Source organism: Terasakiella pusilla DSM 6293 (assembly GCF_000688235.1).
GTDB classification, from domain to species: domain Bacteria; phylum Pseudomonadota; class Alphaproteobacteria; order Rhodospirillales; family Terasakiellaceae; genus Terasakiella; species Terasakiella pusilla.
In genome coordinates, this window is sequence record NZ_JHYO01000005.1 from 37,675 (window position 1) to 62,449 (window position 24,775).

Sequence of the window (24,775 nt, forward strand, 5' to 3'; positions counted from 1 at the left end):
GATTTTCCAACGGCTCTTTTTTTATTTGGATGTTGCAATGAACACACCGTCCCAATCGGCAGCCGGTGGATTAATTTCATATTCTTTCATACGCTCTTCATAAAGCGCATAGAGCCCATGATGTTCCATACCCAACTCGTCAATCATCTGGTTGGCGCGAACAATCATGTCACGTACCTTTGCCCATTCCTGATTGCGGTATGCCTGCAGGAGTTTCGCATGATGATCTGCATAAGCAATAAACTCCGGCTTTTGCGCCACAGTATCATCCCCTAATACGGAATAGATACGAACAGCCTCGGTTTTACCTTTCACCTGAATAAGGTCAAGTTCAATACAGGCTAAATCCAGTACATTTTTATATGTATTTTCCCCAATGACAATTGTGACGCCATAGGCTTTAGACTGCCCTTCCAGACGAGAGGCGAGGTTTACCGGATCACCGAGCACCGAATAATCAAACCGTTGATCCGATCCCATATTACCTACGCAACAAACACCGGTGTTAAGGCCAATCCCGATTTTTAACGGGATGTGCGGACGTCCTTCTTCCTCCGCTTCTTTTTCCAGACGCTCGTTGACTTCAACCAGACTGTCGATCATGGCAAGCGCGGAGAGGCAGCCTTCGCGTTCGTGATTTTCGACATCTAACGGCGCGTTCCAGAACGCCATGATACAATCGCCCATGTACTTATCGATCGTACCCTGACGGTTCAAAATCACATTCGTCAATGGGGTCAGGAATTTGTTGATCAGCTTGGTTAAGCCTTCAGCGTCAAACAATTCGGAAATGGAGGTAAAACCGCGTACGTCACAGAACAAAAGCGTCATGGGCCGGTTTTCCCCGCCAAGCTTCAGGCCGGACGGGTCTTCTGCCAGTCGCTCCACGAGTGCGGGTGACATATAGTGAGAGAAAGCCGAGCGCACTTGCTTTTTCTGCGCTTCCTCTGCCGCGTACCCCATATAGGTAAGCTGTACATAAATTCCCAGGGTCGCAAACATCGCAAAACCTGCGTCAAACAGCATTTTTTTCTCACTAAACAGATACCACGAGGTCGCGCCGGACCCGCCCGCAATCAGGGCAAATAAAATCAAGGTCCATTTAGCGCCAATCATCGGCACCAGAATAATCAGGATGAGACCAACAGCAAGTGTGAGCAGAAATTCCGCCCCATTCATGTTGTTCGGGCGTTCCAGAAAGGCTTGGTCGAACACGGATTCAATGACATTAGCATGAACCTCGACCCCCGGCAATGTCCCTTCCACAGGTGTTGATCGAATATCAAGTAGACCGACGGCAGATGTGCCAACGAGGATCAACTTACCTTTAATCATTGCCGGATCAACGACACCAGAAAGGACATCGCGGGCAGAAACATATTTTGCCTTGTCATGTTTAGAGAAATGGGGCCAGACTCGCCCCTTTTGATCCGTGGGTAAAATCAGGCCCTTGGCAATAGCAACGCTTTCAACGCCATTTGAATTGGCGGTGGCAAGGATTGTTTGACGGCCCGTTGCAACACGCAACATCTCGATAGAAAGGCCAGTATAGATATCACCGTCAAATTGGAACAGGGTCGGTACGCGACGCACAATCCCGTCATTTTCAGGAAAGAGAGAGAAAAAGCCGTGGCCGGCAGCAGCCTCTTCCAAAACCGGCACGTTTCTGACCAAAGAGGGCAGACTTGGGACAAACGCGTTGGGTTTCTCCCCTCTAAAACCGATTGATTTTTTAACGGGTGGGCGGTGAACCTGATCTTCAATCTCGCGATCAAAACCAGCTTGGCCCAAGATCACGCGGGTTTGGCGGATGATATTGGCGAAATATTCATCATTACTTGGCAGGCTGCGCAACTGTTCTTCCAAGGCTGGATCAAGTCCGGCGACATTATCAGCGATCATATTGGGGGATAGGCGGTCTGGTTCAGGGAATGCCATATCGAAGGCAACAACCCCTGCCCCCATGCGAAACAGATTAGCAACCATATCACCAATGATGGATCGGGGCCACGGCCATTGCCCCACGGTTGCCAGGCTTTCTTCATCAAGATCAACGATCGTAACCGGGCGAGATTTAACTTCACGCGGTTCTGCCCGTTGATACATGTCAAAGACCTTGTTGCGCATAAACTGCACTGGATACGGGTCAAGAACCTGAATGGTTAACAAACCAATCAACAGTAAAAGACCCGTCAAACGGGTCATCGAGAAGAATTTGCGAAGTCTCCCCGGTTTCTTTTTTGCAGTCTTGGATGTGTCAGCCACAGTCTTATCCCTTTGTAGTCATCCCCAAACGAATTTGATGACACCAGTTCGTTGCAACCAGGTCAAGAAAACTATAACATTTTGAATAAATTAACGTGAATTTTAAAGATATGTTGTCGTTTTTTCTATCGTTTTGCGTTACTTTCTGTCCTGATAAAAACAACTGCGCATCGGAATCGATAATGTTGCCACCTAGTTTCGATTGGTTAAAACCGATTGTTAAGCCCTTGATGAGAACCTTTAGAGAAGTCATGGGCATGTCTTTCTTTGTAAATATGCTGGCACTTGTAGTCCCCGTCTTTGTTCTACAAGTCTATGACCGCGTCGTTTTTCATGCGGGGATTGAAACATTGCAAGGGCTGGTGATTGGTGTACTGCTCGTTTTGGTGTTTGATTATTCGTTGCGCCAAGCGCGTTCCAAAATCATGCAACGTATTGCCTTGAAGATTGATGTGGAAGTCGGTCGTAAATTATTCAAACAATTTAGCGCAGTCCCCCTTCAAACCCTTGAAAGCAGACCGGCCGCTTATTGGCAGACCTTGTTTCGTGATGTGGATACGGTACGCAACACCCTAAGTGGCGGCACAGCTATTTTGTTGGTCGATCTCCCCTTTGTCTTTTTGTTTTTAGGGCTGATCCTGATGTTGGCGCTGCCTATCGCATGGGTGTTTCTTATTATCCTGCCGTTGTTTGTATTTGTGGCCTGGCGGTCTGGAAACGTGATGGGGGCAGCCAATCAGGCGGAAAAAAAGACAGCTCTATCGCGCGATGATCTTATTGCCGGTGTGATTGCCGGACGGACAACCATCAAAGCGCTTGCCATGGATCGCACGCTTGAAAAAACATGGGAAGACCGCCACGCCGACAATATCGAAAACTCGATCATTCGTGGCGGGAAAGCTGATGCCTATACCAACCTTGGCATGACCCTGACACTCTTGACCACTATTTCACTCACCACGGTTGGTGCGATTGCCATTATTAATCAGGAACTGACCATGGGGGCTTTGATTGCCACCAATATGCTGTCCGGCCGTTTACTCGGTCCCATGAACCAGCTGGTCGGTTCATGGCGCGCCTTTTCTGGGTTTAAGCAATCGGTAGAGCGTCTTGGCGCCTTATTTGAATTGCCGATTGAACGTCAGGAAAGTGAAGTCAAAATGGAACGTCCGCAAGGCTTTATCTCTCTCGATAAAGTGACTTTCCAATATTCTGAAGATCTGGCACCAGTGGTTGACGCGGTGAGTTTTAATTTAAAACCCGGCGCCCTGACAGCCCTTGTCGGGCGCAATGGCAGCGGAAAAACAACCCTCATTAAATTGATCCAAGGTCTCTATATTCCGCAAAGTGGGCGGGTATTGCTGGATAAAGCTGATATTAAACAGTTTACCCGCTATGAACTCGCAAGCTGGATCGGTTATGTCCCTCAAGAATGTGCCCTCCTTCATGGCACCGTGCGCGAAAACCTTATTTTCTCCCGACCTGAAGCAACTGATGAAGAGATCGTTGAGGCGTGTAAGGCTACAGGTGTACATGATACGATCATCGACCTACCGGACGGATATGGCAGCGATATCGGTGAAGCCGGGCGCAGATTATCTGGCGGTCAAAAACAACGGCTAACCATTTCGCGGGCGTTGTTGGGCAATCCCCCTGTGTTGCTACTTGATGAACCATCTGGGAGCCTGGACCGTCAGGCTGAGGAAGAGTTGCGCGATTTACTCTCCAAACTGGCTCAGGATCACACGATTATTCTGGTCACCCACAGCCCTATTCTGTTAAGTGCCTGCGCAAATATGATTGTTATGGATCAAGGCCGCATTGCCTTGGCGGGGCCGACAAAGGATGTGCTGCCCAAACTTGCAGCGAACGCCCAAGCCAAAAAGCAAGCGGCTTCATCTGCGAAACCGCAAACTGCGCCGGAGGCCGGGAACTAATGTCTCGTTTAGATAAACTCATTACTGAAAACCCTGTCCAAACCCGTAAACCCTTGGTTTTAGGTATCATTGGCTTACTCAGTGTCTTTATCGTCTGGAGTTTCTTTGCAAAACTTGAAGAAGTGTCCGTGGCGATGGGCGAAGTGGTTCCCCAAGGTAAAGTCAAAGTCATCCAGCACCTTGAAGGTGGGATTATAACCGATATCCACGTACAAGAAGGCGATATGGTTCGCAAAGATAGCGAACTGGTTCAATTGGATCTTGGCACCGGGGGCGTGAATAAAGAAGAACTTGCGGTGCGACTGGATGGTCTATTGCTTAATCGGGCGCGTCTGAATGCAGAAGCAAACGACACGCCTTTAGAATTGCCGCCGGAAATCGTCGTGAATAGACCGGAAATGGCAGCGGCCGTTGAACGTTCTCATCGTGCTCGTTTGCGCGACATGACTTCTCGTCTGACAGTCTTGCGCGATAAGTTGCGCCAAAAAGAACTCTCCGTGGATGAATTAGAGACAAAGCTCGCAAATACTCAAAGCGACCTGCGTCTATCGCGTCAACGTTTTAAAATGTCATCGGACCTTCTAAATGACAAGCTTACGTCCAAGATGGATCACTTGAAACTGGAGTCTGAAGTCCAGAAGCTTGAAGGTGAATTAAGCACGCTCAGTTCTTCCATTCCCAAAGCCAAAGTCGCGGTTAAAGAAGAACGCTCGAAGATAGATGAAGAAAGAACGGCCTTTCAACGCGAAGCTTTAGAAGAGCTGGATAAAGTAGAGCAAAGTATTGCGCAAACCTTCGAGCTTTTATCAGAAGCGACAGATCAGGGCTTACGCGCCTTGATCCGAAGCCCGATCGATGGGGTGGTAAAAAACATGACTTACAACACCATCGGCAACGTTGTCAGTGCAGGTGAACCCATCATGGAAATCGTCCCGATTGGGGAAAATCTGGTGATTGAAGCGCGCTTAAACCCGATTGACCGGGGCTATGTGGCGGAAAATCAGGATGCGGTTGTGAAAATTAATACCTATGACTTTGTTCGCTATGGGAGCCTTGATGGAAAAGTCATCCATGTTGCCCCCGATTCAACCACCACACAGGAAGGCGAAACCTATTTTCGGGTCATCGTGCAAACTGAAAAGACATATCTGGGTGATAAAGAAGGTGTCTATGCCATCACACCCGGGATGGAAGCTACGGTTGATATCCATACTGGCGAGAAATCAGTTATCGAATACCTGATTAAACCCGTCTTAAAGATGAAACACGAAGCCTTTAGAGAGCGATAACAGATATTTTATTTATCAACCTGTAAGTTTTTTCTAGGCTTTCAGGGAAGGAATAGTTATCGTTAAGCGTTATGCAACAAATTGTTAGAAAGACAGAGGCAAAATAATGTCGTTTGCAACAATCGTGGGGATCTTGGGTGGTTTCGGACTTTTTGTAAGTGCGATTTTCCTCAGTACAGATAATTTTATGATGTTTCTGGACTTATCCAGTTTCATTATGGTGATTGGTGGTACGTTTGCTGCAACCTTTGTTTCTTATGAACCTCGATATGTTTTTATGGCGATCAAACTGATTGGTCGCCTTGTTTTTGCTCCAAAAGTTGCACGTAATATTCTCACGGCAGAAGTCGGTCGCATTATCAAATGGGGCTATACCATCCAGAAGAACGGCATTCCGGCACTGGAAGCTGAGACAAAAAAAGCCGCAAAAGCCGATCGCTTCCTTGGCTTTGGTATTGAAATGGTCATTAGTGGGTATACTGGTACAGAAGTCCGCGAGATCTTGACGAATACCATTGAAACCACTTTTGTGCGCAACACCATTCAGGCCAGTATCCTACGTGCAATTGCAGCGACCTGCCCCGCTTTCGGGATGATTGGGACGTTGGTTGGTTTGATTATCATGCTGGATGGTATGGGCAACGATCCTTCCCAGCTTGGCGCGGGCTTGGCCGTCGCCTTGTTGACAACCCTGTACGGCGTATTGTTCGCTCGAATGATCTTTTTACCCGCCGCCAACAAAATCCAGCAGCGCGAAGAAATTGTGCGCTTTAGAAATTATCTGGTTGCCGAAGGTTTATGCCTGCTGGCTGATCGTAAAAGCCCGCGATATATTCAAGATCGAATGAACAGCTTTCTAGATCCGGCTATTCATTACAATCTTGATAAAATGATGAAGCGTAAGTAGAGAGAGGCTCGATTATGGCACCTCCCGCGCCCAAAGAAGAACCAGAAGACGAGTCCTGGCTTGCGACCTATGCGGATGCCATTACCCTTTTAATGGCGTTTTTTGTCTTGTTGGTTGCTGTCTCAAAAGTTGATCTTGCGCTTTATGAAGAAGTCGCAGAAGGCATCAACGAACAAGTAAATAAGAAAGAACGCAAAGCACCTACCCAGGAATTGAAAGACGATGCCGCCGAAATCGTTCAGGAAATGACGGACGGCAAGGTGTTGAAGCTGGGGGTTGATGATAGTGGCATTGTCCTGGAGTTTGATAGTTCAACCTTTTTTAAGCCGGGAACGGCACAGGTGATTGATGCCGCCTATCCGATCATTGCGTCCCTCGCGGAATTGGTTAACAGCCCGCAATATGAAAAGTTTAACATGGATATTGAAGGCCATACGGATGATGACCCGATCAGCACACTACAGTTCCCGTCGAATTGGGTGTTGGGGGCATCACGCTCTGCTTCTGTCCTTCAGATCATGAATGAAAATGGCGTGAAGGTTGATCGCATGCGGGTTTTATCTTACGCCGCGACACGCCCTAAAGCGCCAAATAGAATGGAAGATGGGACCCCCATTCCCGAAAACAAAGCCATGAACCGTCGGGTGGTATTGCGCATTCATCAAAAGCCATTTGAATATTCTCCACCCAAATATGTGCCAGTCACGTCGATTGCGAGGGATTACGATCCCAACCAGTCAAATGCCGCGCCTGCTGACGGTGCGACACCAGAAACAACGACAGGGGAAACCACCCCCACCGCTGCATCAGAACCTGCACCCGCACAGTAAATTCAGTTAGATTTCAACTTCCATGAAGTCTTTGGCAACAAAACAATGAGACCACATCGTTTTTGCTTTGGCTTCTAATTCTCTCATCATATCGTCCGTATGTTCCGGATCATGGTGAAAGATCGCCAACTTTTTGACGTTTGCCGCCTGGCAGAGGCGAATGCCTTCTTGCCAAGTAGAATGCCCCCACCCGATCTTGGCTTCAAATGTTTCGTCACTATAGGTACTGTCATAAATGACAAGATCTGCACCTTCGATAAGGTCCAGTACATTTTGGTCCGGTTTGCCGATCACATGTTCAGTATCCGTCACATAGCACATGGCTTTCCTGTCATATTCGATCCGGTAACCGGTTGCGCCGTTGGGATGGTTTAAAGCGGCGGTTTTGACCACTACCCCTTCATAAAAGGAAAAACTGTCCCCGGCCCGAAAGTCTTCGAACGTTAGTTCTGCTTGCATCACTTCCAACGGTACGGGAAAGGTGGGATTGGCCATCTGGCTTGCGAGAACTTGTCTAATCCCACCGATATCGGTGAGATGACCCGCCATGACGTGACAGCGATTGCCCGGCACATAAGCGGGCGTAAAAAAAGGAAAGCCGTTGATATGATCCCAATGAGTGTGTGTTAAAAGTAAATGGCAGTTTTTATGGCCCGCCTTTAGCAGTTCTTGGCCAAGATTTCGAATGCCCGTACCGGCATCCAGAATAATCCTCTCCGCCCCGACCTTCACTTCGATACAACTGGTGTTTCCACCATATTCGACATGATCAGGCGATGGGCAAGCGATGGAACCGCGAACACCCCAGAACTTAACTGCAAAACTCATTTAAAACTCCGACTGTTAGCCTCGGTTAATTATTATTATCTCCCAACTATTAGGACAGATTTGGTTAAATCTAACAACTCAAAATTAAGATTTTGCTTAAATTTTAAATAAAATTAACTCTATCACCAATGGTTAGGTTAAACCGACCGGCCGCGTGCCCCTGATTAACAGCGATTTCTACGAATCCGGATGAGTTAATATACCAAAAGGGTTTTCCCTTCTCTGTGTCGGAGAACACAGCAGAATAAAAAAAGTGATGATTTTTTATGACAATAGTGGATTCTTTAGAAATTTCAAAATCTCGTATACTGACCCAGCAATTGCCAAAATCATCGATATGGGCAATTGCATAATGATTTTGTTCTTCTTCAAGAATGACCAATTGATCTAGCGGAAGTATTGTCATGGCGACCTCTTGTTCAGTGGCAAGTTTGGCTGCGACCGGCCCAAAAAGGTCACGCCCATGGAAAGAAAGGGATAAATGTTCAGGTCGCCAATCGATGACATAAGCGACCGCGTCAGGCTCATTTTTCAAGACAAATTGGAACAGGCCATTATCAGGACCGACAAACCAACGCTCTTTGATCCGAATACAAAGGGGCTTTCGGCTGCTCCCTACCCCAGGATCAACAACACAGACAAAAACTGCTTTTTTGGGCATATGATCGATCAAACCAGCCAGCAAACGTGCCGATGTCCCCACATTAAACGCCGGTGCATCTGTCATCAGGTCCACGACCGTTTCCTTGGGCGCGAGTTCATGAATACGTGCTCTCATTTGCCCCATGTAGGGACCTTTCAGCCCAAAATCGGTAAATAGAACAATCACGGTTTTGCCTTTTTAAACGGTTGTAACAGCATTTGATCAAGTCTCAAATTGGACGGGTTTCTGAAGTCGTCCAAGCCGATCTCCATGTTATCATGACCCTTTGCGGGTTGATCAACATAGGTGCGACAAAGTCTATCCCACAAACTGATGTTAAAGCCATAATTGCTATCTGTTTCTGCTTGCGTAGAGGAGTGATGGACACGATGCATATCAGGTGTCACTACACCCCATCTCAGCCAACGATCAAGGCCCAGTGGCAGTTTAAAGTTGGCATGATTAAACATTGCCATCCCGTTTAAAATTACCTCAAAAATAACAACGGAAACAGGATCAACCCCAAGCGCCAAGACCAATCCCATCTTATAAAGGAGCGAGAGGATGATCTCGATGGGATGAAAGCGGACGCCGGTCGTGACATCATAATCAAGGTCCGCATGATGCAAGCGATGTAACCGCCACAAGAGAGGCACTTTGTGCATCACGACATGCTGAACATAAATTAAAAAATCCAGCAGCAAAACACCGACCACAAGCCCCATAATATCTGGAATGTCGATCAGGTTTAAAAGGCCGATCCCCAGACTTTGCGCATAAAGGGCCACACTAACGGGTACCCAAGGCAGCAGGAAGCGCGCAAACAGCGCGCCCACAAACAGGATACCTAAATTTGAAAACCATCTCTGGCGGCGCGTAAACGACCTTTTGCGCCGTGGCTTAATCGCTTCCAGCACCGCCATGACGAGGAACAGTCCGGCAAAGACCGATAGTCGGATGGTGCTTTCATGAGTAAGTAGGATATCCATAGACAAGGCCTCTTAAATCAGTATGTGCTAAATATAGCCTTCTTCAAGTGACTTGTCAGGGCTTCAGTGTCTTTTTCCCTTGGCGCAACTGGATGATCCCGACCCCACAAAGGGTCAGCATACCGCCGATTATTTTATAAATGGTCAGGGCTTCCCCCAGCAATGTCACCCCTGCAGCAACCCCAATTACCGGCGAAAGCATGGTAAAGGGCACGACCTGATTGACATCCAGCCGCCCGATCAGGGAATACCAGATATGATAGGCTAACAAAGACGAAAAACAAATCGTATAGCCCAGCATCGCCCATGCTTGCAGACTTGCGGCCTGCACAGCCTGCATCTGGTTGTCTTCCAGCATAAAGGAAAGTGCGGCGATAAAGGGGCTGGCAAACAGGCCCATCCACCCAATGATGGCAAGCGGTGGAATGTGGTTGATCTTTTTGATCAGGATATTCGCCCATGCCCAGCAAAAAGCGGAAATGAACAGGATAAAGATGGCAAAGGGTGTGCCCCCCTGTGGTTCGCCCACAAGCAAAGCTGCCCCACCAAAAGCAAGACCCATCCCGAGACTGCGCTTCCACCCCAGTTTATCTTTAAAAAAGATGGCGGCGAGGATGGAGCTGAAAGGCACGCCTAGCTGGATCAACAAGGCTGTGGTCGCCGCGTCCGCCCCGCTTAGCCCCACCATCAAGAAGCCAAAGTGACCGATCCCGAGGACAATCCCGACAAAAAAGACCGATTTAAACTGAGTAATATCGATCCGAAAGAACGGCAGCAGAATAAGCGCGGTAATCGTAAATCGTAAAAATGACAAGGTCAGCGGGGGGATTTCTGTCACAGCCAATTTGATTGCGACAAAATTAAACCCCCAGAAAACCACAACGCATAACGCGAGTAGAAAATCACGGGGGTTCATATTTTTAGTCCTAAGCACATCATGCGCGGACTATGCATGGATTATACGGTTGAGTCTAATGAATAACCCGCTGCACGGACCGTCCTGATGAAATCTGGTTTCTCGTCTACACTCAAGGCTTTGCGCAGTCGACGGATGTGTACATCCACGGTTCTGACTTCCACGTGGATGTCACGTCCCCAGACTTTATCCAACAGTTGCTCGCGAGAAAAGACTCGGCCCGGACGCTCCATCAAGACGCGTAACAGGCGGTATTCGGTTGGACCCAAATGCACAGGCGTTTCATCACGAAGGACCTTATGTTCAGATAAATCCATAGAGATATCTTCATAAGACAGTTTATCTTCGCTTAAAGCCGGGCTCGCACGACGCAAGACTGCTTTTGCACGCGCGATGAGTTCGTTCGGTGAAAACGGCTTAACGATATAGTCGTCTGCGCCACTATCAAGCCCACGGATACGATCTGTTTCTTCGCCACGGGCAGTCAGCATAATGATCGGCAGGGACTTTGTAGATTTACGTTCTCGCAGACGGCGGCAAACTTCAATACCGCTGAGGCCAGGAAGCATCCAATCAAGGATAATCAGATCGGGTTCTTCCTCTTCCACCAACAACATCGCTTCTTCGCCATCACCAACGCATAAAGCGCGAAAATTCTCTTTCTCAAGGTTGTAGCGTACGAGTTCTGCCAACGGCGGTTCGTCTTCAACCACTAAAACTAACGGGTTCATACTTTTTACTCTTCAAGGCCTTCAAAACTTGTGTCGTCGTCTTTTGGACGCTCATCTTTAGGGTGCTTCCCTGTAACGAGGAAATGCACATTTTCCGCAATGTTTGTCGCATGGTCGCCTGCCCGTTCAACGTTTTTGGCGATAAACAGCAGGTGTGTACACGGCGTGATGTTGCGCGGGTCTTCCATCATATAAGTCAGCAGTTCACGGAACAGACTTGTGTGAAGCTGATCCACAACCTCATCCTGCTGGCGAATGTCGATGGCTTTACGCTCGTCACGTTCCAGATAGGCGTCCAGTACGTTATGGATCATGGACTGAACCAACGACGCCATACGCGCGATTGTGTGAACAGCACCGATCGGTGTTGTGTTGGAAAGCGTGATGGTACGTTTTGCGATGTTTTTAGACAAATCGCCAATACGTTCCAGATCAGAAGATGTCTTAAGTGCCGCGATTACTGCACGCAGATCATCCGCAACCGGCTGACGCAAGGCCAGAATGCGCGTTACTTCGGAGTTGATCTCCATTTCCAGCTCATCGACTTTAAGATCGTCATGGATAACGTCTGCGGCCAAGGCTGTATCGCGTTTGACCAGAGCTTCGGAGGCACGACCCAACAGAGACTCTGACAAGCCGCCCATACGGGCAATGGCGTTATCGAGCTGCGTAAGTTCAGAATCGTAAGATTTTACTGTATGTTCAACGGTGTTCATGGGATGCCCTTATCCGAAACGGCCTGTGATGTAGCCTTTGGTACGCTCATCTTCTGGTGAAGTGAAAATTTGTTCTGTTTCGCCGTATTCAACCAAATTTCCGAGATGGAAAAAGGCTGTTTGTTGTGACACCCGCGCAGCTTGTTGCATGGAGTGTGTGACGATGACGATTGTATATGAACCACGCAGTTCGTCGATCAGTTCTTCAATCTTGGCCGTCGCAATCGGGTCAAGCGCAGAGCAAGGTTCATCCATCAACAGAATTTCAGGGTCAACTGCGATCGCACGCGCAATACATAGGCGCTGCTGCTGACCACCGGAAAGACCTGTACCGGGTTCCAGCAAACGATCTTTGACTTCTTTCAACAGACCTACTTTTTCAAGGCTGGTTTCTACAACCTCGTCCATTTCGGATTTGCTGGTCGCCAGACCATGCAGACGCGGGCCGTAAGCTACGTTGTCATAAATGGATTTCGGGAACGGGTTCGGTTTTTGGAAAACCATGCCGATTTTGGCACGTAACAGAACCGTGTCCACCTGTTTGGACAGGATATCAACCCCATCCATATGGATTTGACCGGACACAGAACAGTTGTCGATCGTGTCGTTCATACGGTTAATACAACGCAGGAACGTTGATTTACCGCAACCGGACGGGCCGATGAAGGAGGTCACTTTGCTTTTCGGGATATCAAGGTTGATCCCGAAAAGGGCCTCTTTATCACCGTAACGAACGCGCACGTCTTCTGCTTTGATTTTCACTTGATCAGCCGGAATCTTCATAGAAGTCACATCTGGCTTGGTCATCTCGTTATTGATATGGAGCGAGTTGTCGATATCAATTGCATTTTCTTTAGTCATTGGTTTCATAACTTTCGTTTCCATATTACCAACGTCGTTCTAACTTTTTACGCAGAAGGACTGCCAGTGCGTTCATAGTGATGAGGAAGCCCAGCAACACCATAATAGCAGCAGACGTCTTTTCTACAAAGGCACGTTCCGGGCTGTCTGCCCAAAGATAAACCTGAACCGGTAAAACTGTTGCAGGGTCAAACGGCGTGCCCGGTACGTCCGCAATAAACGCGACCATACCAATCATAAGGAGAGGGGCGGTTTCCCCAAGAGCTTGCGCCATGCCGATAATTGTCCCCGTCAGAATGCCGGGCAACGCCAGCGGCAGTTGATGGTGGAACACTGCTTGCATCTTGGATGCCCCTACCCCAATTGCAGCTTCCATAATGGACGGCGGAATGGATTTAAGGGCAGCACGTGAGGCAATGATAATTGTCGGCAATGTCATCAAGGCCAGCACAAAACCACCCGCAATCGGCGCCGAGCGCGGCATGCCAAACAAATTGAGGAAGATCGCAAGACCCAGCAGACCAAACACGATGGAAGGCACAGCCGCAAGGTTATTAATGTTGACCTCGACAATATGGGTGAACTTGTTTTTCGGTGCAAATTCTTCCAGATAGATCGCTGCCATAACACCCAGCGGGAACGAGAGCGCCAAGGTCACCAGCATTGTCAATGCCGAGCCAATCAATGCGCCACGGATACCGGCTTGTTCCGGCTCCCGCGAGTCACCCGCCACAAAGAAGTTTGTGTTAAAGCGTGTTTCAACGCGGTTTTCTGCTTCCAGTTTTTCGACCCAAGCAATTTCCATGTTGGTAATCGGTCGGGTGTTTTCCGGCTCATCACGTTTGAACACGTCTTTGACAAGCATATCTACTTCGTCGGAGGCCATGACCCAGACTGAAAGGTTTTGCCCGATGACGGCCTGGTTGGCTAGGACCATGTCACGCAGATCATACACAGCGCTTGAACTAACAAGGTTTGCCAAGGTCCGTTTATCACGTCTGGCAGTTACTTCAGGGAATTTGTCGTACAAGGACTGGCGTACAATCTTGGCATAGTCGGCCGAGCGCAGCGCTTTTTCATCGCGATCACCTTTAGGATCAATGATACCTTCATCCATAAAGACATCAATCTGCACATAGGTCTGACGAAAGCCTGTGTAACCGTTTGAGATGATGCTGGTAAACAGCATGACAACACAAAGAAAAGCAAAAGCCAGAGCACCGATACCAAAAGCTTTGAAGCGTGTTTCGGCGGCGTGGCGTTTTTTCAAACGCGCGCGCGCCTTTTTCATAGATTCTTTTAACTCAGTCATATTTTTCTCTGTATTTGGCAACCACACGAAGGGCAACAACATTGAGACATAGTGTAACGCAGAACAAGACAAGGCCCAGTGCAAAAGCTGCAAGTGTTTTCGGGCTATCAAATTCCTGATCCCCGACCAGCAAGGTAACCATCTGCACCGTCGCGGTCGTGACAGCCTGCAAGGGGTTTGCCGTCAGGTTTGCGGTTAGACCGGCGGCCATAACCACAATCATGGTCTCGCCAATCGCACGGGAAATCGCAAGCATCACACCGCCGACAATACCCGGCAAGGCTGCTGGTAAAATAACGTTTAAAACAGTTTCAGATTTGGTACCGCCCAAGGCGTAAGAGCCATCGCGCAAGGACTGAGGGACAGCACGGATAACATCATCAGACAATGAGGAGACAAACGGGATAATCATAACCCCCATCACCAAACCGGCTGCCAATGCACTTTCAGAAGACACATCGATCCCCCAGCTATCGCCAATATTTCTGATGTGCGGGGCGACCACGAGCGCAGCGAAGAAGCCGTAAACAACGGTCGGAATACCAGCCAGAATTTCCAGCATGGGTTTGCCGAACGCACGCACTTTAGGGGTCGCATATTCAGACATATAGATCGCGGACAATAAACCGACAGGAACCGCAACACACATCGCGATGAACGAAATCAGCAATGTACCAGCAAAAATCGGCACAGCCCCAAAGGAACCTTGGCTCGCTACCTGATCTTTACGCAAAGCAATCTGCGGGCTCCATTCCAGACCGAACAAAAAGTCTGTGAACGGAACTTTGCCAAAAAAGCGAATGGCTTCAAACAGCAAGGACGCAACAATCCCGATTGTCGTTAAAATGGCTACAATAGAACTGGCCAGCAACACCAAACGGATGATGTCTTCAACCTGATTGCGTGCTTTGAGTTCCGCGCCAATCCGACGACGACCTATCACAAGTCCGATAATGGAGAAAGCAATAACTGCGACCGCAAGACTTGCCGTGCCAACACTTTTGAGGTGGCTGTAATGGGCAGCCGCAGCGATCATAGAGGGATCATCTGCGCCACGGCCAGTGCCATTCAAGGCAAGGAATTTGATGTCACTCAGAACACGTGAAACAACAGCGCTTGAAGCGTCTGGATCCAGACTTGAAACACCCGATAACACGAGCGAGTTTACGATTTGCGGTTCAAATAAAGTCCACAGAACGCACAAGACAAGGGCCGGAACACCACACCATATGGCAACAAAATAACCATAGTGACGCGGTAAGGAATGTAATTTACGAATATCGCCGCCCACCGTGGATACGGCGCGCGAACGTCCCATATAATAGCCGATCAAGGCTAAAAGCAGGACTGTAAATGTGAAAATCGTAGTTTGCATCTATGCTGTCACAACTTTAAAAGGAATAAAAAAATAAGCACGAAAAAGCGGCGGCCATTAAAAACCGCCGCTAGATCGTAGACTAGCTTAGCTACCAGCACCCAGTGCTTCTACAGCGGCTTTGTACTTAGCGCGCTCTTCAACAGGCATCGGGATCAGGCCCTTGTCTGTCAGGTAACCTTCGTCGCCCCACGCTTTGTCCGCAGTGAACTCAGCCAAATATTCCAGGATACCCGGTACTTGACCAACATGTGCATTTTTCACGTAGAAAAACAGCGGGCGGGAAACAGGATAAGAACCGTCAGCGATGGCTTCAAATTCCGGTGCCTTACCGTCGATCAGGGAACCTTGAACAGAGTCAGAGTTTTGGTCGAGGAAAGAGAAACCAAATACGCCGAATGCGTCCGGGTTCGCGTTCAATTTTTGGATGATCAGGTTGTCGTTTTCACCTGCATCAATGTAGGCGCCATCTTCACGAACAGAATGACAAACAGCTTTGTATTTCTTTTTGTCAGTCTTTTTCATGGCTTTGATATCATCAAATTGCTTACAACCACCTTCGAGGGCCAGTTCAGCAAATGCATCACGTGTACCAGAGGTCGGCGGTGGGCCGAGAACTTCGATCTTAATATCCGGCAGAGACGGGTCTACGTCAGACCATTTCTGGTTCGGGTTCGGAACCAGTTTGCCTTCTGCGTTCGGAACGTCTTTCGCAAGTGCAAGGAAGATTTGCTTACGTGTGATTTCCAGCGGCTTACCTTGTTTAGAGTTCGCCAGAACGATGCCATCGTAGCCAACTTTAACTTCGGTGATTTTCTCAACGCCGTTTTTCGCACAACGTTCGATCTCGGATTGTTTAACCGCACGAGACGCGTTTGTGATGTCCGGGTGTTCTTCACCAACACCAGCACAGAACAGCTTGAAGCCGCCGCCAGAACCAGTAGATTCGATCACAGGTGTTTTGAAGCTAGTGCTTTTACCGAATGTTTCCGCAACAGATGTTGCAAAAGGATACACAGTAGAAGAACCTACGATACGGATTTGATCGCGTGCTTCAGCGGCGCCTGCGGCCAAAACAGAAGCGAGTGCTGCAACAGCAAGCGTCTTCTTAATGCTCATTTGGAGTATCTCCGATATTATAATAAAACATGAAACGTTGTTCTTTGGAAAACCGTCGACTACGTGCCTTCCGTGAAAAACAACCTATGCTTCCTTAGATACGATTTTATGACGGAACTATTACAGTTTGATGACAGGCGGCAAAATCAGTTGTTTTTTGCCGGCAAGCTGACACTGAAAATCGTTCCCTTGCCCAACTTGCTTTCCACATGCAAGCGACCACGGTGGCGGGCAATGATATGCTTCACAATGGCGAGCCCAAGCCCCGTGCCTCCCATGGTGCGGGAACGGGCTTTATCAATCCGGTAAAAACGTTCTGTGAGGCGCGGGATATGTTTTTCATTAATGCCTTCGCCATGATCGCGCACATCAACCGCGACGCCGGGCACATTGCGATCTGGTAGCCTGTCGAGGGTACGAATGGCAATATCAACCGACGTATCCGGTTTGCCATACTTGATCGCGTTATCAATTAGGTTTTGAAAGACCTGTGTGATCTGATCTGAATCGCCCTGCACCCAATATGCCTGATTATTCGGGACATTCAGGTTGAGTTTCATATTACGATCCATAGCTTTGAGCGATAGGATATCAGTAATATTTTGCAAAACGACAGTGACATTCACCGCATCATCCGGCGCCACATGTTCTTGAATCTGGACACGCGACAGAGAGAGAAGATCATCAATCAGGCGGGCCATACGATTGGCTTCCTGAATCATAATGTTTAAGAACCGTTCACGGGCTTCGCGGTCATCCTGTGCCGGTCCTTGAAGCGTTTCGATGAACCCCATAAGGGCGGATAAGGGGGAACGAAGCTCATGGCTGACATTGGCCACAAAGTCGCTGTGCATTTCTTCGGTACGTTTAACCAAGGTGGTGTCGCGCACCGTTAAAACCACGCCTTCCCCATTACCGATGAGGGCAATATGAATACTCAGGTGACGCTCAACAGGGGCTGGAAATTTGGCTTCACCGATCCAGTCTTTTTTACTCGCGAAAACCTTTTCAACGGCATCAATGACGTTGGGTTGGCGTAAACACTGAACAATGTTTTTATCAATCAACACGCGCCCAAACAGATTGAGTGCCGCTTTGTTGGCATGTTTGACAACCCGCTGGTTATCCAAAACCAAAATAGGGTCCGCCAAGGCCGCGATCACAGCCCCGGTTTCATTAATGGCCGCAACTTCTTTCGGCCTTTCTGGTTTAAGAACAGGCTCAACCTTTTTCTTACGAAACAACACGATGCTTACTCTGCTGAAAAGTGAAGGGAAAAATTGCAGCACACTATATGTCAATTTCATTTCAGTTTTATGACGCGCACAGCCTATTGTGAAAATTCTTCTTCTATTCTCGCCCATTGCAGAGGTACCTGCCCACCATGACATGGCTTTCCATACAGGAACCCTTGCACGACCGTACACCCAATGGACTTTAGAAAATCAACCTGTTCTTTTGTTTCGACCCCTTCTGCGACCAGATCAATCTTCAGTTCATGGGCCATAGATACGATGGCCGACACAATCGCTGCATCATCATTGCCCGGTTTAATATCATGCACAAAACTACGATCAATTTTTAAGGTGTCTACAGGGAAACGCTTCAGATAGCTCAATGACGAATATCCGGTGCCAAAATCGTCAATGGAAATTCTCATCCCCATATCTTTCAGGTCGGCAAGAATTTGGATCGCGCCTTCCACATCTTCCATCATCATATTTTCTGTGACCTCAACCTCAAGGCAGGTGGGCACGATACGATGATCTTCAATGGCCTCTTTGATATCATTGATCAAGTTACGATCACGGAACTGCTGTGCTGAAAGGTTGATCGCGATGGAGCCGAAATCAAACTGCATATCCTGCCACATTCGAGCCTGAAAACAGGTCTGTTGAATAATGGATTTACCAAGTTTGACGATAAGTCCGTTCTCTTCCGCCACAGGAATAAATTCTGCCGGGGAAATGGGTTGACCGTTGTCATCCGTCCAGCGGGCAAGGGCTTCAACACCGACGGGCTTTCCTGTAACACTATCGATCTTTAGCTGATAATGCGGAATGATGGCATTTTTATTCATCGCAATACGAAGCTTGTTTGCCATAGAAAGCTGATTATGCGCTTTATCATTCATCGACAGATTAAAGAACTGGTAATTATTACGTCCTTTTTCTTTCGCGTGATACATGGCAACGTCTGCATTTCTAAGCAAATCGGCAGAACTGTCACCATCTGTGGGATAGATCGCGATCCCTACACTCGCAGAAATAAAGAGTTCATGTCCTTCAAAGAAGTAAGGTGCCCCAACGGATTTCACGATCCGTGAGGCCACCAGCTCGATATCCTCATCCGATGTGAGATCGGTTAAAATCACTGTAAACTCGTCCCCGGACAATCGCGCGACTGTATCGATTTCACGGATGCTTGTTTTAAGCCGCTTGGAGACCTCCTTCAGCAATAAATCACCTACCCTGTGCCCAAGGGAATCGTTTACCTGTTTAAAGCGGTCCAAATCGACGAACAGGACCGCCATATGCTCTTTCTCCCGCTTGGAACGTGCGAGGGAGGTATAGAGACGATCATGAAACAAGACACGGTTAGGCAAGCCCGTCAACGGATCGAAGTGGGCTAATTGTTCCAGCTTTTCTTCACTTTCTTTTTTGTTGGTAATATCTGAAAAAACGGCAACATAATTGGTTACACGCCCACTTTCGTTGCGTGATGCACTGATGGATAACATCTTGGGGAACTCATCCCCGTTTTTACGACGATCCCAGATCTCACCACGCCATAACCCATTGGTCATAAGGTCGGACCACATGGTGTTGTAAAACTCTTCAGAATGACGGCCAGATTTCATCATGCGCGGGTTTTGCCCAATCACTTCATTGCGCGAATATCCGGTAATATCTGTAAAGGCCGTGTTTACATCGACGATATCCCCTTTATCATCGGTAATCATAATCGCTTCGATTGTACTATCAAAAACTTTTGCGGACAGGCGTAAACGCCGTTCTGCCAAGCGGCGATCAGTCACATCCTGACCTTGGGCAATCCCACCGATAATGATGCCAAAACGGTCATGTAACGGTGATAAGTTCCACACGTAGTGCCGCAGGCTGCCCTCTAGGCGAATAACCGTCTCAAGGGAGGAAAAGGGTTTGCCATTTGCCGCATTTTCAAGCGCCTGAATCATTTGGGAATTATTCTGTCGCTTAAAGAAGAGATGAATATCTTCCATGGTATCGATTTGATCAAACAGATCTTTGGCGACATGGTTGCATAAGGTGATATTCCCTTTGTCATCCCAGGCGAAGGTTGGCGTAATCGTCGCGTTGACCAAATCTTCAATATATTTTGATTTGGCCGACAGATGATGCACCATGCCTGTGATGACTTCACCAACCTGATTAAATTCGTAGATGCTTCCCTTTTGATAGAGCCGCTTGGTGTCACCATTTTGGACGGCATGGGCAAAGCTTAAAAGCTTGTTGAGGTTGCTGTTGGTAATCTTGCGCAATAACAACGTAACAAGGATGGCGGCAAGTAAAACAACTTGTCCTCCAAAGATAACCGAACCTCTAAACGTCTCCCCCCATGTTTGGGTCCCTTGCGAGGTCATAACAGAAACAAGATAAAGACCTTGGGGGCCATCTTTGATTTTGAGGGGATGAAAGTCTCCGCTAAAGATATTCTCTTTTGTAGAAAAGATAGTCTCGCGTTTTTCTAGAACGGCGTCACGTACCTCTGCCACACCATTTTCGAGGGAAGTAGATTCCACAAAAACCGTATCATCAGACATGATCATATGAGCACTGGCACCGCTGACGCTGCGCAATTCATTTACCAGAGGGGAATTCTTTTTTAAATAAACACCGGCTTTAAAAATACGCATCCCAACGAGCTGACCATTTTCCTCATGCACTTCTTGAAACTGAAAGGCCAGGCTTTGGCCGCGACGTGATTTCTCAAATACAAACTTATCATTCTTGAACAGAGGCTTGGAATTCTGCTCATCAAAAAGACCAAAGGACTCAAGGACTTTGATATCGCCCTCGATATTTTTTTCAAAGACAATGACGTAATCAATTATAATATCTTGCAAAAACTGGGGCGAAAAAACACTGCGATTGGCATCAAAAGTTTTGGCAATCGCCTCCAGCATATGACGGCTTTCGTTTAAGCGGTAATTGAAATGCTGTTCCGCAAGTTTGTGGGTTTGGTCAATTTGCGTAATTTGTTCAAACTGAAGGGCTGTCTCGGCATTCTTGTACGAAGTCCAAAGCAAATAACTTCCCACGCTCATTAAAGCGCCGAGAAAAAAGAATAAAACGACCGGAGTAAACCGGAAAACCATTTTGTGCCCTTTCTTGACTAATCTCTTTAAGCTACACTTTGTTAGCTATACATCCAAGCCTGTAGTTGATTTTTGTCGGAGACGAGAAACCTTTTAAAACCTTGTACGACGTTAAGGCAATGAATAATAATGGTAATAACTTTAATAATAGTATTGAAAATATAAAAATGAAGACCCCGACATCTGCAAATGAGCTAAATCGTCGTAAACAAATCGAAAATAGCCTCGGCATCGGTATATTTGAATGGAATATTGAAACCGGTGATTTCTGGTGGTCTGCTAAATTACGCGAGATCTTGGACGTTAAAGAGACAACTGAACAACCCACCCTGCAGACCTTAATCGGGTTTATCCACCCTGAAGATCAAAACGTCCTCCACGCCTCATTGGAAAAGCTAACGGATGATCATTGTCAACTCCGACTAGCAACGCAGGTTTTAACTTCCACAGGCCGTCCGGTGCCTGTGATGGTTCATGCTAATTATGATGCCGATACCCATCTTGTATGCGGTTACATTCAAGATCAGACACAAGAATATGCAGAACGGGCTTCCTTGATCGATACCCTTTCCAAATATCGCGGTGTTATGGAAAGTGCGGGCGACGCCATTGTTTTGATCTCACAAAACGGGGCCATCCTTGAAGGAAACGCAAAAGCTGCGGAACTGTTTGAAGTTGCGGAAGACGACATTCCCCGCCTCAGCGTCGACAACATCCATGCCCCAGAAGATCTGGAAACCATGATGGGACATTATCAGGGAATGTTATGGGGCCAAAACAGTCAGGTCGAAAGCACGATCATTGGCCAATCCGGGCGAGGAACCATTGTCGAAATTACGGGCCGTCCGGTGAAAATCGCCTCAGAAGAAATGATTGTGGTCATTTTCCATGATGTTACATTGCAATACCAAGCTCAAAACGCCTTGAAACGCAGTGAGAAGCGCTATCGTAGTTTGGTCGATGAAGCCCGTGAAGGGATTATGTTGCTTGATAGCGAAAGCCGCATATTAGCCGTCAACCCAAAGATTTGCGAGACGCTACAGCATAAGCGCCACGAATTATTGGGTAAACTCTTTTGTGATATTGCGGATTTTGATCTGGAAGTCAGTCCGGTTGATATCCTGAGCAACTCGCCCCATCGACAGTCCATCCATATGGAAGGAAACTTGCAATCCATAGAAGGTGCGTTGCATCCCACCGGCTTTAACGTCGCGCGATTTGAAGAACAAGGCCAGACACAATTTATCGTCACGGCGTATGATCTGACAGATGTTCGCTTGGGGGAAGAAGATCGACTGCAATTGCAAAAGCAGCTCTTTCAAGCACAAAAACAAGAACTGATGGGACAGTTGGCCGGCAGCCTCGCTCATGATTTTAATAACCTTCTGTCTCCTATCATTTTGGTAAGTGAAGCACTGATCGAGGATGCGGAGGAAAACGAATATTACAAAAAGAACCTCCAGCATATTTTTCAAGCAGCACAACGGGCGAGACGTCTTGTTGCACGTATTCTGGATTATACACGCCCGGAAGACAGTGAGTTTATCGCGCTAAACTTACGTGAAGAGATTGCAGAGACATTGGAGCTTTTGCGCTCTTCCGTGCCTCACACCATTACGATTAAGGAAAACTATAGCGACAAGAAGTTCCCCTGTATGGCAGATCCTGATCAAATCCATCAAATTGTCATGAATGTGGGGACCAATGCCGCACAAGCCATCGGTGAACGTAATGGTCATATCGACTTTTTGCTCAGCTGTTTCCCCATTGACGAACACAGCGATTATATCAATCGTTTTGAAATCCCAGAAGGCACTTACGCCAAATTGTGCGTAACCGATACGGGCCCCGGCATCGATGAAGCTTACCTAAACGAGATCTTCGATCCTTTCTTTACCACCAAATCGCAAACCGACGGGTCTGGCCTTGGCCTGTCTGTTGTGGAACGTATCGTTCGAAATCACGGCGGTTTCGTAACTGCGCAAAACATCGATAAAGGCGGCGCCTGTCTGTCAATCTATCTCCCCTTGATGGGAGATTGTGAATGACATTTCCTATGATTGTGATCGTCGATGATGAAGAATTGGTGCGCGCGGCTCTGGCCATGGTGCTGGAAAGAAACGGGTATCAGACCACAAGCTTTTCATCGGCAAAGCAGGCGTTAGCGAGTTTGAACGACCTTGGACGGATTGATGCAATTATCACAGATTTGGTTATGCCAGTGATGGATGGTGTTTTATTTATCAAACGATTGCGTGAAATCGGTGTGCAAAGCCCGATTATCACACTGACCGGCGGTGCTCGCGTCGGTCAGCACAATATGTCAATCCAAGCAAAAGAGGCTGGTGCAGCAGTTACCCTGCAAAAACCGGTTGATAAAAAACAACTTTTATCAGCACTGGAAAATGTATTTAACCTCTAAAGCCTTTGCGTAAAGCCAAGCCAACGGCTTGGGTGCGGCTGGACACATCCAGTTTACGGAACACCCCTTTCAAATGGGCGCGCACGGTGACTTCCTGCAATTCCAGTATATTGGCGATGACTTTGTTGGAATGCCCTTCCACAAGGTATTTCAACACTTCGCGTTCACGCGTTGTCAATTCTTCAAACAGGCTTGTGTCTTCTTGTGTGTGATCCGGTTCTTCTTCATCAGTCGAACAAATCACAGATGGGATGAACTTTTCGCCATTTAAAACCAGATTGATGGCATTGATCATAGCTTGCCCCCCAAGTGTCTTGGGAATGAAGCCGGATGCCCCTTTTTCAATACAGGTCAAGACATCTGCACGACGATAAGCACCGGACATAACGACAACAGGCTGATCACCGGCAAGTTCGACTACTTTTTTAACACTATCCAGACCATTTACGCCGGGCATTTTCAAATCCAGCAGGATCAGGTCATAGGAGGTTTCATCTGACAGGCGCATTTCTGTTTCCGGCAGAGTTTCTGCTTCTACAACTTTGATATCCGGTTGTAGTTTATTGAAAATGAGCTTTATCCCTTCACGGAAAAGTCCATGATCATCCGCCAACAGAAATTTCATTTATCTTTATTCCTTAATTCTTTTTATCACTCAATGAATGATAATCTCGACTATAGCTGAAAGAGGTTTTGTTCCAGTTTCATGAAATCCTGATTTTCGATATACGGGATTTCCCCTAGAATACGCACCTTTCCAAATTGTTCAATGGCCTTTTTGTTGCGTTCGTTCAACGGTCCGTTCAAAACGACCCCTTTAATAGTAATTTCACGATCACGTAATGCCTTTAGTGTTAATAAGGTGTGATTAATCGTGCCAAGGCCACTTCGGGCCACCACAATCACTTCACAGTCCATCTTTTTTATCAGATCGATCATAAAGAATTCATTATTAATGGGCACAAAAATGCCCCCTGCCCCTTCGATCACCAGATCGCCTGCCACATCAGGTTTCTGGATCGCATCCATATCAATCTCGACACCATCGATGGCAGCGGCATCGTGGGGGGAAAGTGGTTCTGTCAGTTCATACACACAGGGCAGGATTTTTTCAGGACCAATCCCGCCAAGACGCATGACCTCATTTTTATCTTCAATGTCATTGGTGCCGCTTTGGACGGGTTTCCAATAAAACGCACCTAATTGACGGACCAATAAAGTGGAGACAACGGTTTTACCGACATCAGTGTCTGTACCTGTCACAAAATAATGCGTCAT

General features: G+C 47.6%; 21 protein-coding genes. 6 read left to right on the forward strand and 15 right to left on the reverse strand.

Translation table 11 applies throughout. The features are described from left to right. Positions 1-21: 21 nt before the first annotated feature. On the reverse strand, positions 22-2,265 hold the full coding sequence (locus tag Q397_RS0104520) for a CHASE2 domain-containing protein (RefSeq protein WP_028878393.1): 2,244 nt from the start codon (positions 2,263-2,265) through the stop codon (positions 22-24). A 182-nt stretch (positions 2,266-2,447) separates the two neighbouring features. On the opposite strand from Q397_RS0104520, the gene Q397_RS21090 reads away from it, so the two are divergent. The 4 genes from Q397_RS21090 (at position 2,448) to Q397_RS21100 (ending at position 7,228) form a co-directional block, all read left to right on the forward strand. Then, on the forward strand, positions 2,448-4,202 hold the full coding sequence (locus Q397_RS21090) for a peptidase domain-containing ABC transporter (RefSeq protein ID WP_169737970.1): 1,755 nt from the start codon (positions 2,448-2,450) through the stop codon (positions 4,200-4,202). Beyond that, positions 4,202-5,491: an HlyD family type I secretion periplasmic adaptor subunit gene (locus Q397_RS21095; RefSeq protein WP_051609712.1), complete on the forward strand. Its 1,290-nt coding sequence runs from the start codon at positions 4,202-4,204 to the stop codon at positions 5,489-5,491. Before Q397_RS21090 ends, Q397_RS21095 begins: the two co-directional genes overlap by 1 nt. A 106-nt stretch (positions 5,492-5,597) precedes the next feature. Beyond that, entirely contained in the window at positions 5,598-6,398 is an 801-nt protein-coding gene (locus Q397_RS0104535; RefSeq protein ID WP_028878394.1) for a motility protein A, read from the forward strand. A 14-nt stretch (positions 6,399-6,412) separates the two neighbouring features. After that, a complete protein-coding gene (locus Q397_RS21100) occupies positions 6,413-7,228 on the forward strand; it encodes an OmpA/MotB family protein (RefSeq protein WP_051609713.1) in 816 nt (271 codons plus the stop codon). A gap of 6 nt (positions 7,229-7,234) precedes the next feature. Here the strand turns inward: Q397_RS21100 and Q397_RS0104545 are convergent, their stop codons facing one another. From Q397_RS0104545 to Q397_RS23870, 12 genes are all read right to left on the reverse strand, one after another. Beyond that, entirely contained in the window at positions 7,235-8,056 is an 822-nt protein-coding gene (locus tag Q397_RS0104545) for an MBL fold metallo-hydrolase (protein WP_028878395.1), read from the reverse strand. A 103-nt stretch (positions 8,057-8,159) separates the two neighbouring features. After that, positions 8,160-8,885 carry an SAM hydrolase/SAM-dependent halogenase family protein gene (locus Q397_RS0104550; protein WP_028878396.1) on the reverse strand — a complete coding sequence of 242 codons (726 nt, stop codon included), beginning with the start codon at positions 8,883-8,885 and terminating at the stop codon, positions 8,160-8,162. Beyond that, positions 8,882-9,688 carry a sterol desaturase family protein gene (locus Q397_RS0104555; RefSeq protein WP_028878397.1) on the reverse strand — a complete coding sequence of 269 codons (807 nt, stop codon included), beginning with the start codon at positions 9,686-9,688 and terminating at the stop codon, positions 8,882-8,884. The genes Q397_RS0104550 and Q397_RS0104555 overlap by 4 nt, the downstream gene beginning before the upstream one ends. A gap of 55 nt (positions 9,689-9,743) precedes the next feature. Continuing rightward, entirely contained in the window at positions 9,744-10,604 is an 861-nt protein-coding gene (locus Q397_RS0104560; protein WP_028878398.1) for a DMT family transporter, read from the reverse strand. 41 nt (positions 10,605-10,645) lie between these two features. Beyond that, complete coding sequence (gene phoB / locus Q397_RS0104565; RefSeq protein ID WP_028878399.1) at positions 10,646-11,335, reverse strand: phosphate regulon transcriptional regulator PhoB; 690 nt, start codon at positions 11,333-11,335, stop codon at positions 10,646-10,648. Positions 11,336-11,340: 5 nt separating this feature from the next. After that, entirely contained in the window at positions 11,341-12,051 is a 711-nt protein-coding gene (phoU, locus tag Q397_RS0104570) for a phosphate signaling complex protein PhoU (protein WP_028878400.1), read from the reverse strand. 9 nt (positions 12,052-12,060) lie between these two features. Next, positions 12,061-12,834 carry a phosphate ABC transporter ATP-binding protein PstB gene (gene pstB / locus Q397_RS0104575; protein WP_240475027.1) on the reverse strand — a complete coding sequence of 258 codons (774 nt, stop codon included), beginning with the start codon at positions 12,832-12,834 and terminating at the stop codon, positions 12,061-12,063. Between the two features lie 103 nt (positions 12,835-12,937). Further along, positions 12,938-14,224, reverse strand: a complete 1,287-nt coding sequence (gene pstA / locus Q397_RS0104580; RefSeq protein WP_051609714.1) for a phosphate ABC transporter permease PstA — start codon at positions 14,222-14,224, stop codon at positions 12,938-12,940. Next, on the reverse strand, positions 14,217-15,599 hold the full coding sequence (gene pstC, locus Q397_RS0104585; RefSeq protein ID WP_028878403.1) for a phosphate ABC transporter permease subunit PstC: 1,383 nt from the start codon (positions 15,597-15,599) through the stop codon (positions 14,217-14,219). Before pstC ends, pstA begins: the two co-directional genes overlap by 8 nt. An 87-nt stretch (positions 15,600-15,686) precedes the next feature. Further along, on the reverse strand, positions 15,687-16,718 hold the full coding sequence (locus Q397_RS0104590; RefSeq protein WP_028878404.1) for a PstS family phosphate ABC transporter substrate-binding protein: 1,032 nt from the start codon (positions 16,716-16,718) through the stop codon (positions 15,687-15,689). 146 nt (positions 16,719-16,864) lie between these two features. Beyond that, positions 16,865-17,965, reverse strand: coding sequence for an ATP-binding protein (locus Q397_RS0104595; protein WP_051609715.1), 1,101 nt, complete (start codon positions 17,963-17,965; stop codon positions 16,865-16,867). Between the two features lie 83 nt (positions 17,966-18,048). Beyond that, positions 18,049-21,006, reverse strand: coding sequence for a bifunctional diguanylate cyclase/phosphodiesterase (locus tag Q397_RS23870; protein ID WP_169737971.1), 2,958 nt, complete (start codon positions 21,004-21,006; stop codon positions 18,049-18,051). Positions 21,007-21,242: 236 nt separating this feature from the next. Here Q397_RS23870 and Q397_RS0104605 point away from each other — a divergent pair, with 236 nt between their 5' ends. Both Q397_RS0104605 and Q397_RS21110 read left to right on the forward strand, forming a co-directional pair. After that, a complete protein-coding gene (locus tag Q397_RS0104605; protein ID WP_169737972.1) occupies positions 21,243-23,123 on the forward strand; it encodes a PAS domain-containing sensor histidine kinase in 1,881 nt (626 codons plus the stop codon). Positions 23,124-23,131: 8 nt separating this feature from the next. Beyond that, complete coding sequence (locus Q397_RS21110) at positions 23,132-23,497, forward strand: response regulator (RefSeq protein WP_169737973.1); 366 nt, start codon at positions 23,132-23,134, stop codon at positions 23,495-23,497. On the opposite strand, the gene Q397_RS0104615 is transcribed toward Q397_RS21110, so the two are convergent. Together Q397_RS0104615 and bioD are read right to left on the reverse strand one after the other, a co-directional pair. Next, positions 23,487-24,122, reverse strand: a complete 636-nt coding sequence (locus Q397_RS0104615) for a response regulator (RefSeq protein ID WP_028878407.1) — start codon at positions 24,120-24,122, stop codon at positions 23,487-23,489. The two genes, Q397_RS21110 and Q397_RS0104615, sit on opposite strands and share 11 nt — an antisense overlap. A gap of 50 nt (positions 24,123-24,172) precedes the next feature. Next, a complete protein-coding gene (gene bioD, locus Q397_RS0104620; protein ID WP_028878408.1) occupies positions 24,173-24,775 on the reverse strand; it encodes a dethiobiotin synthase in 603 nt (200 codons plus the stop codon).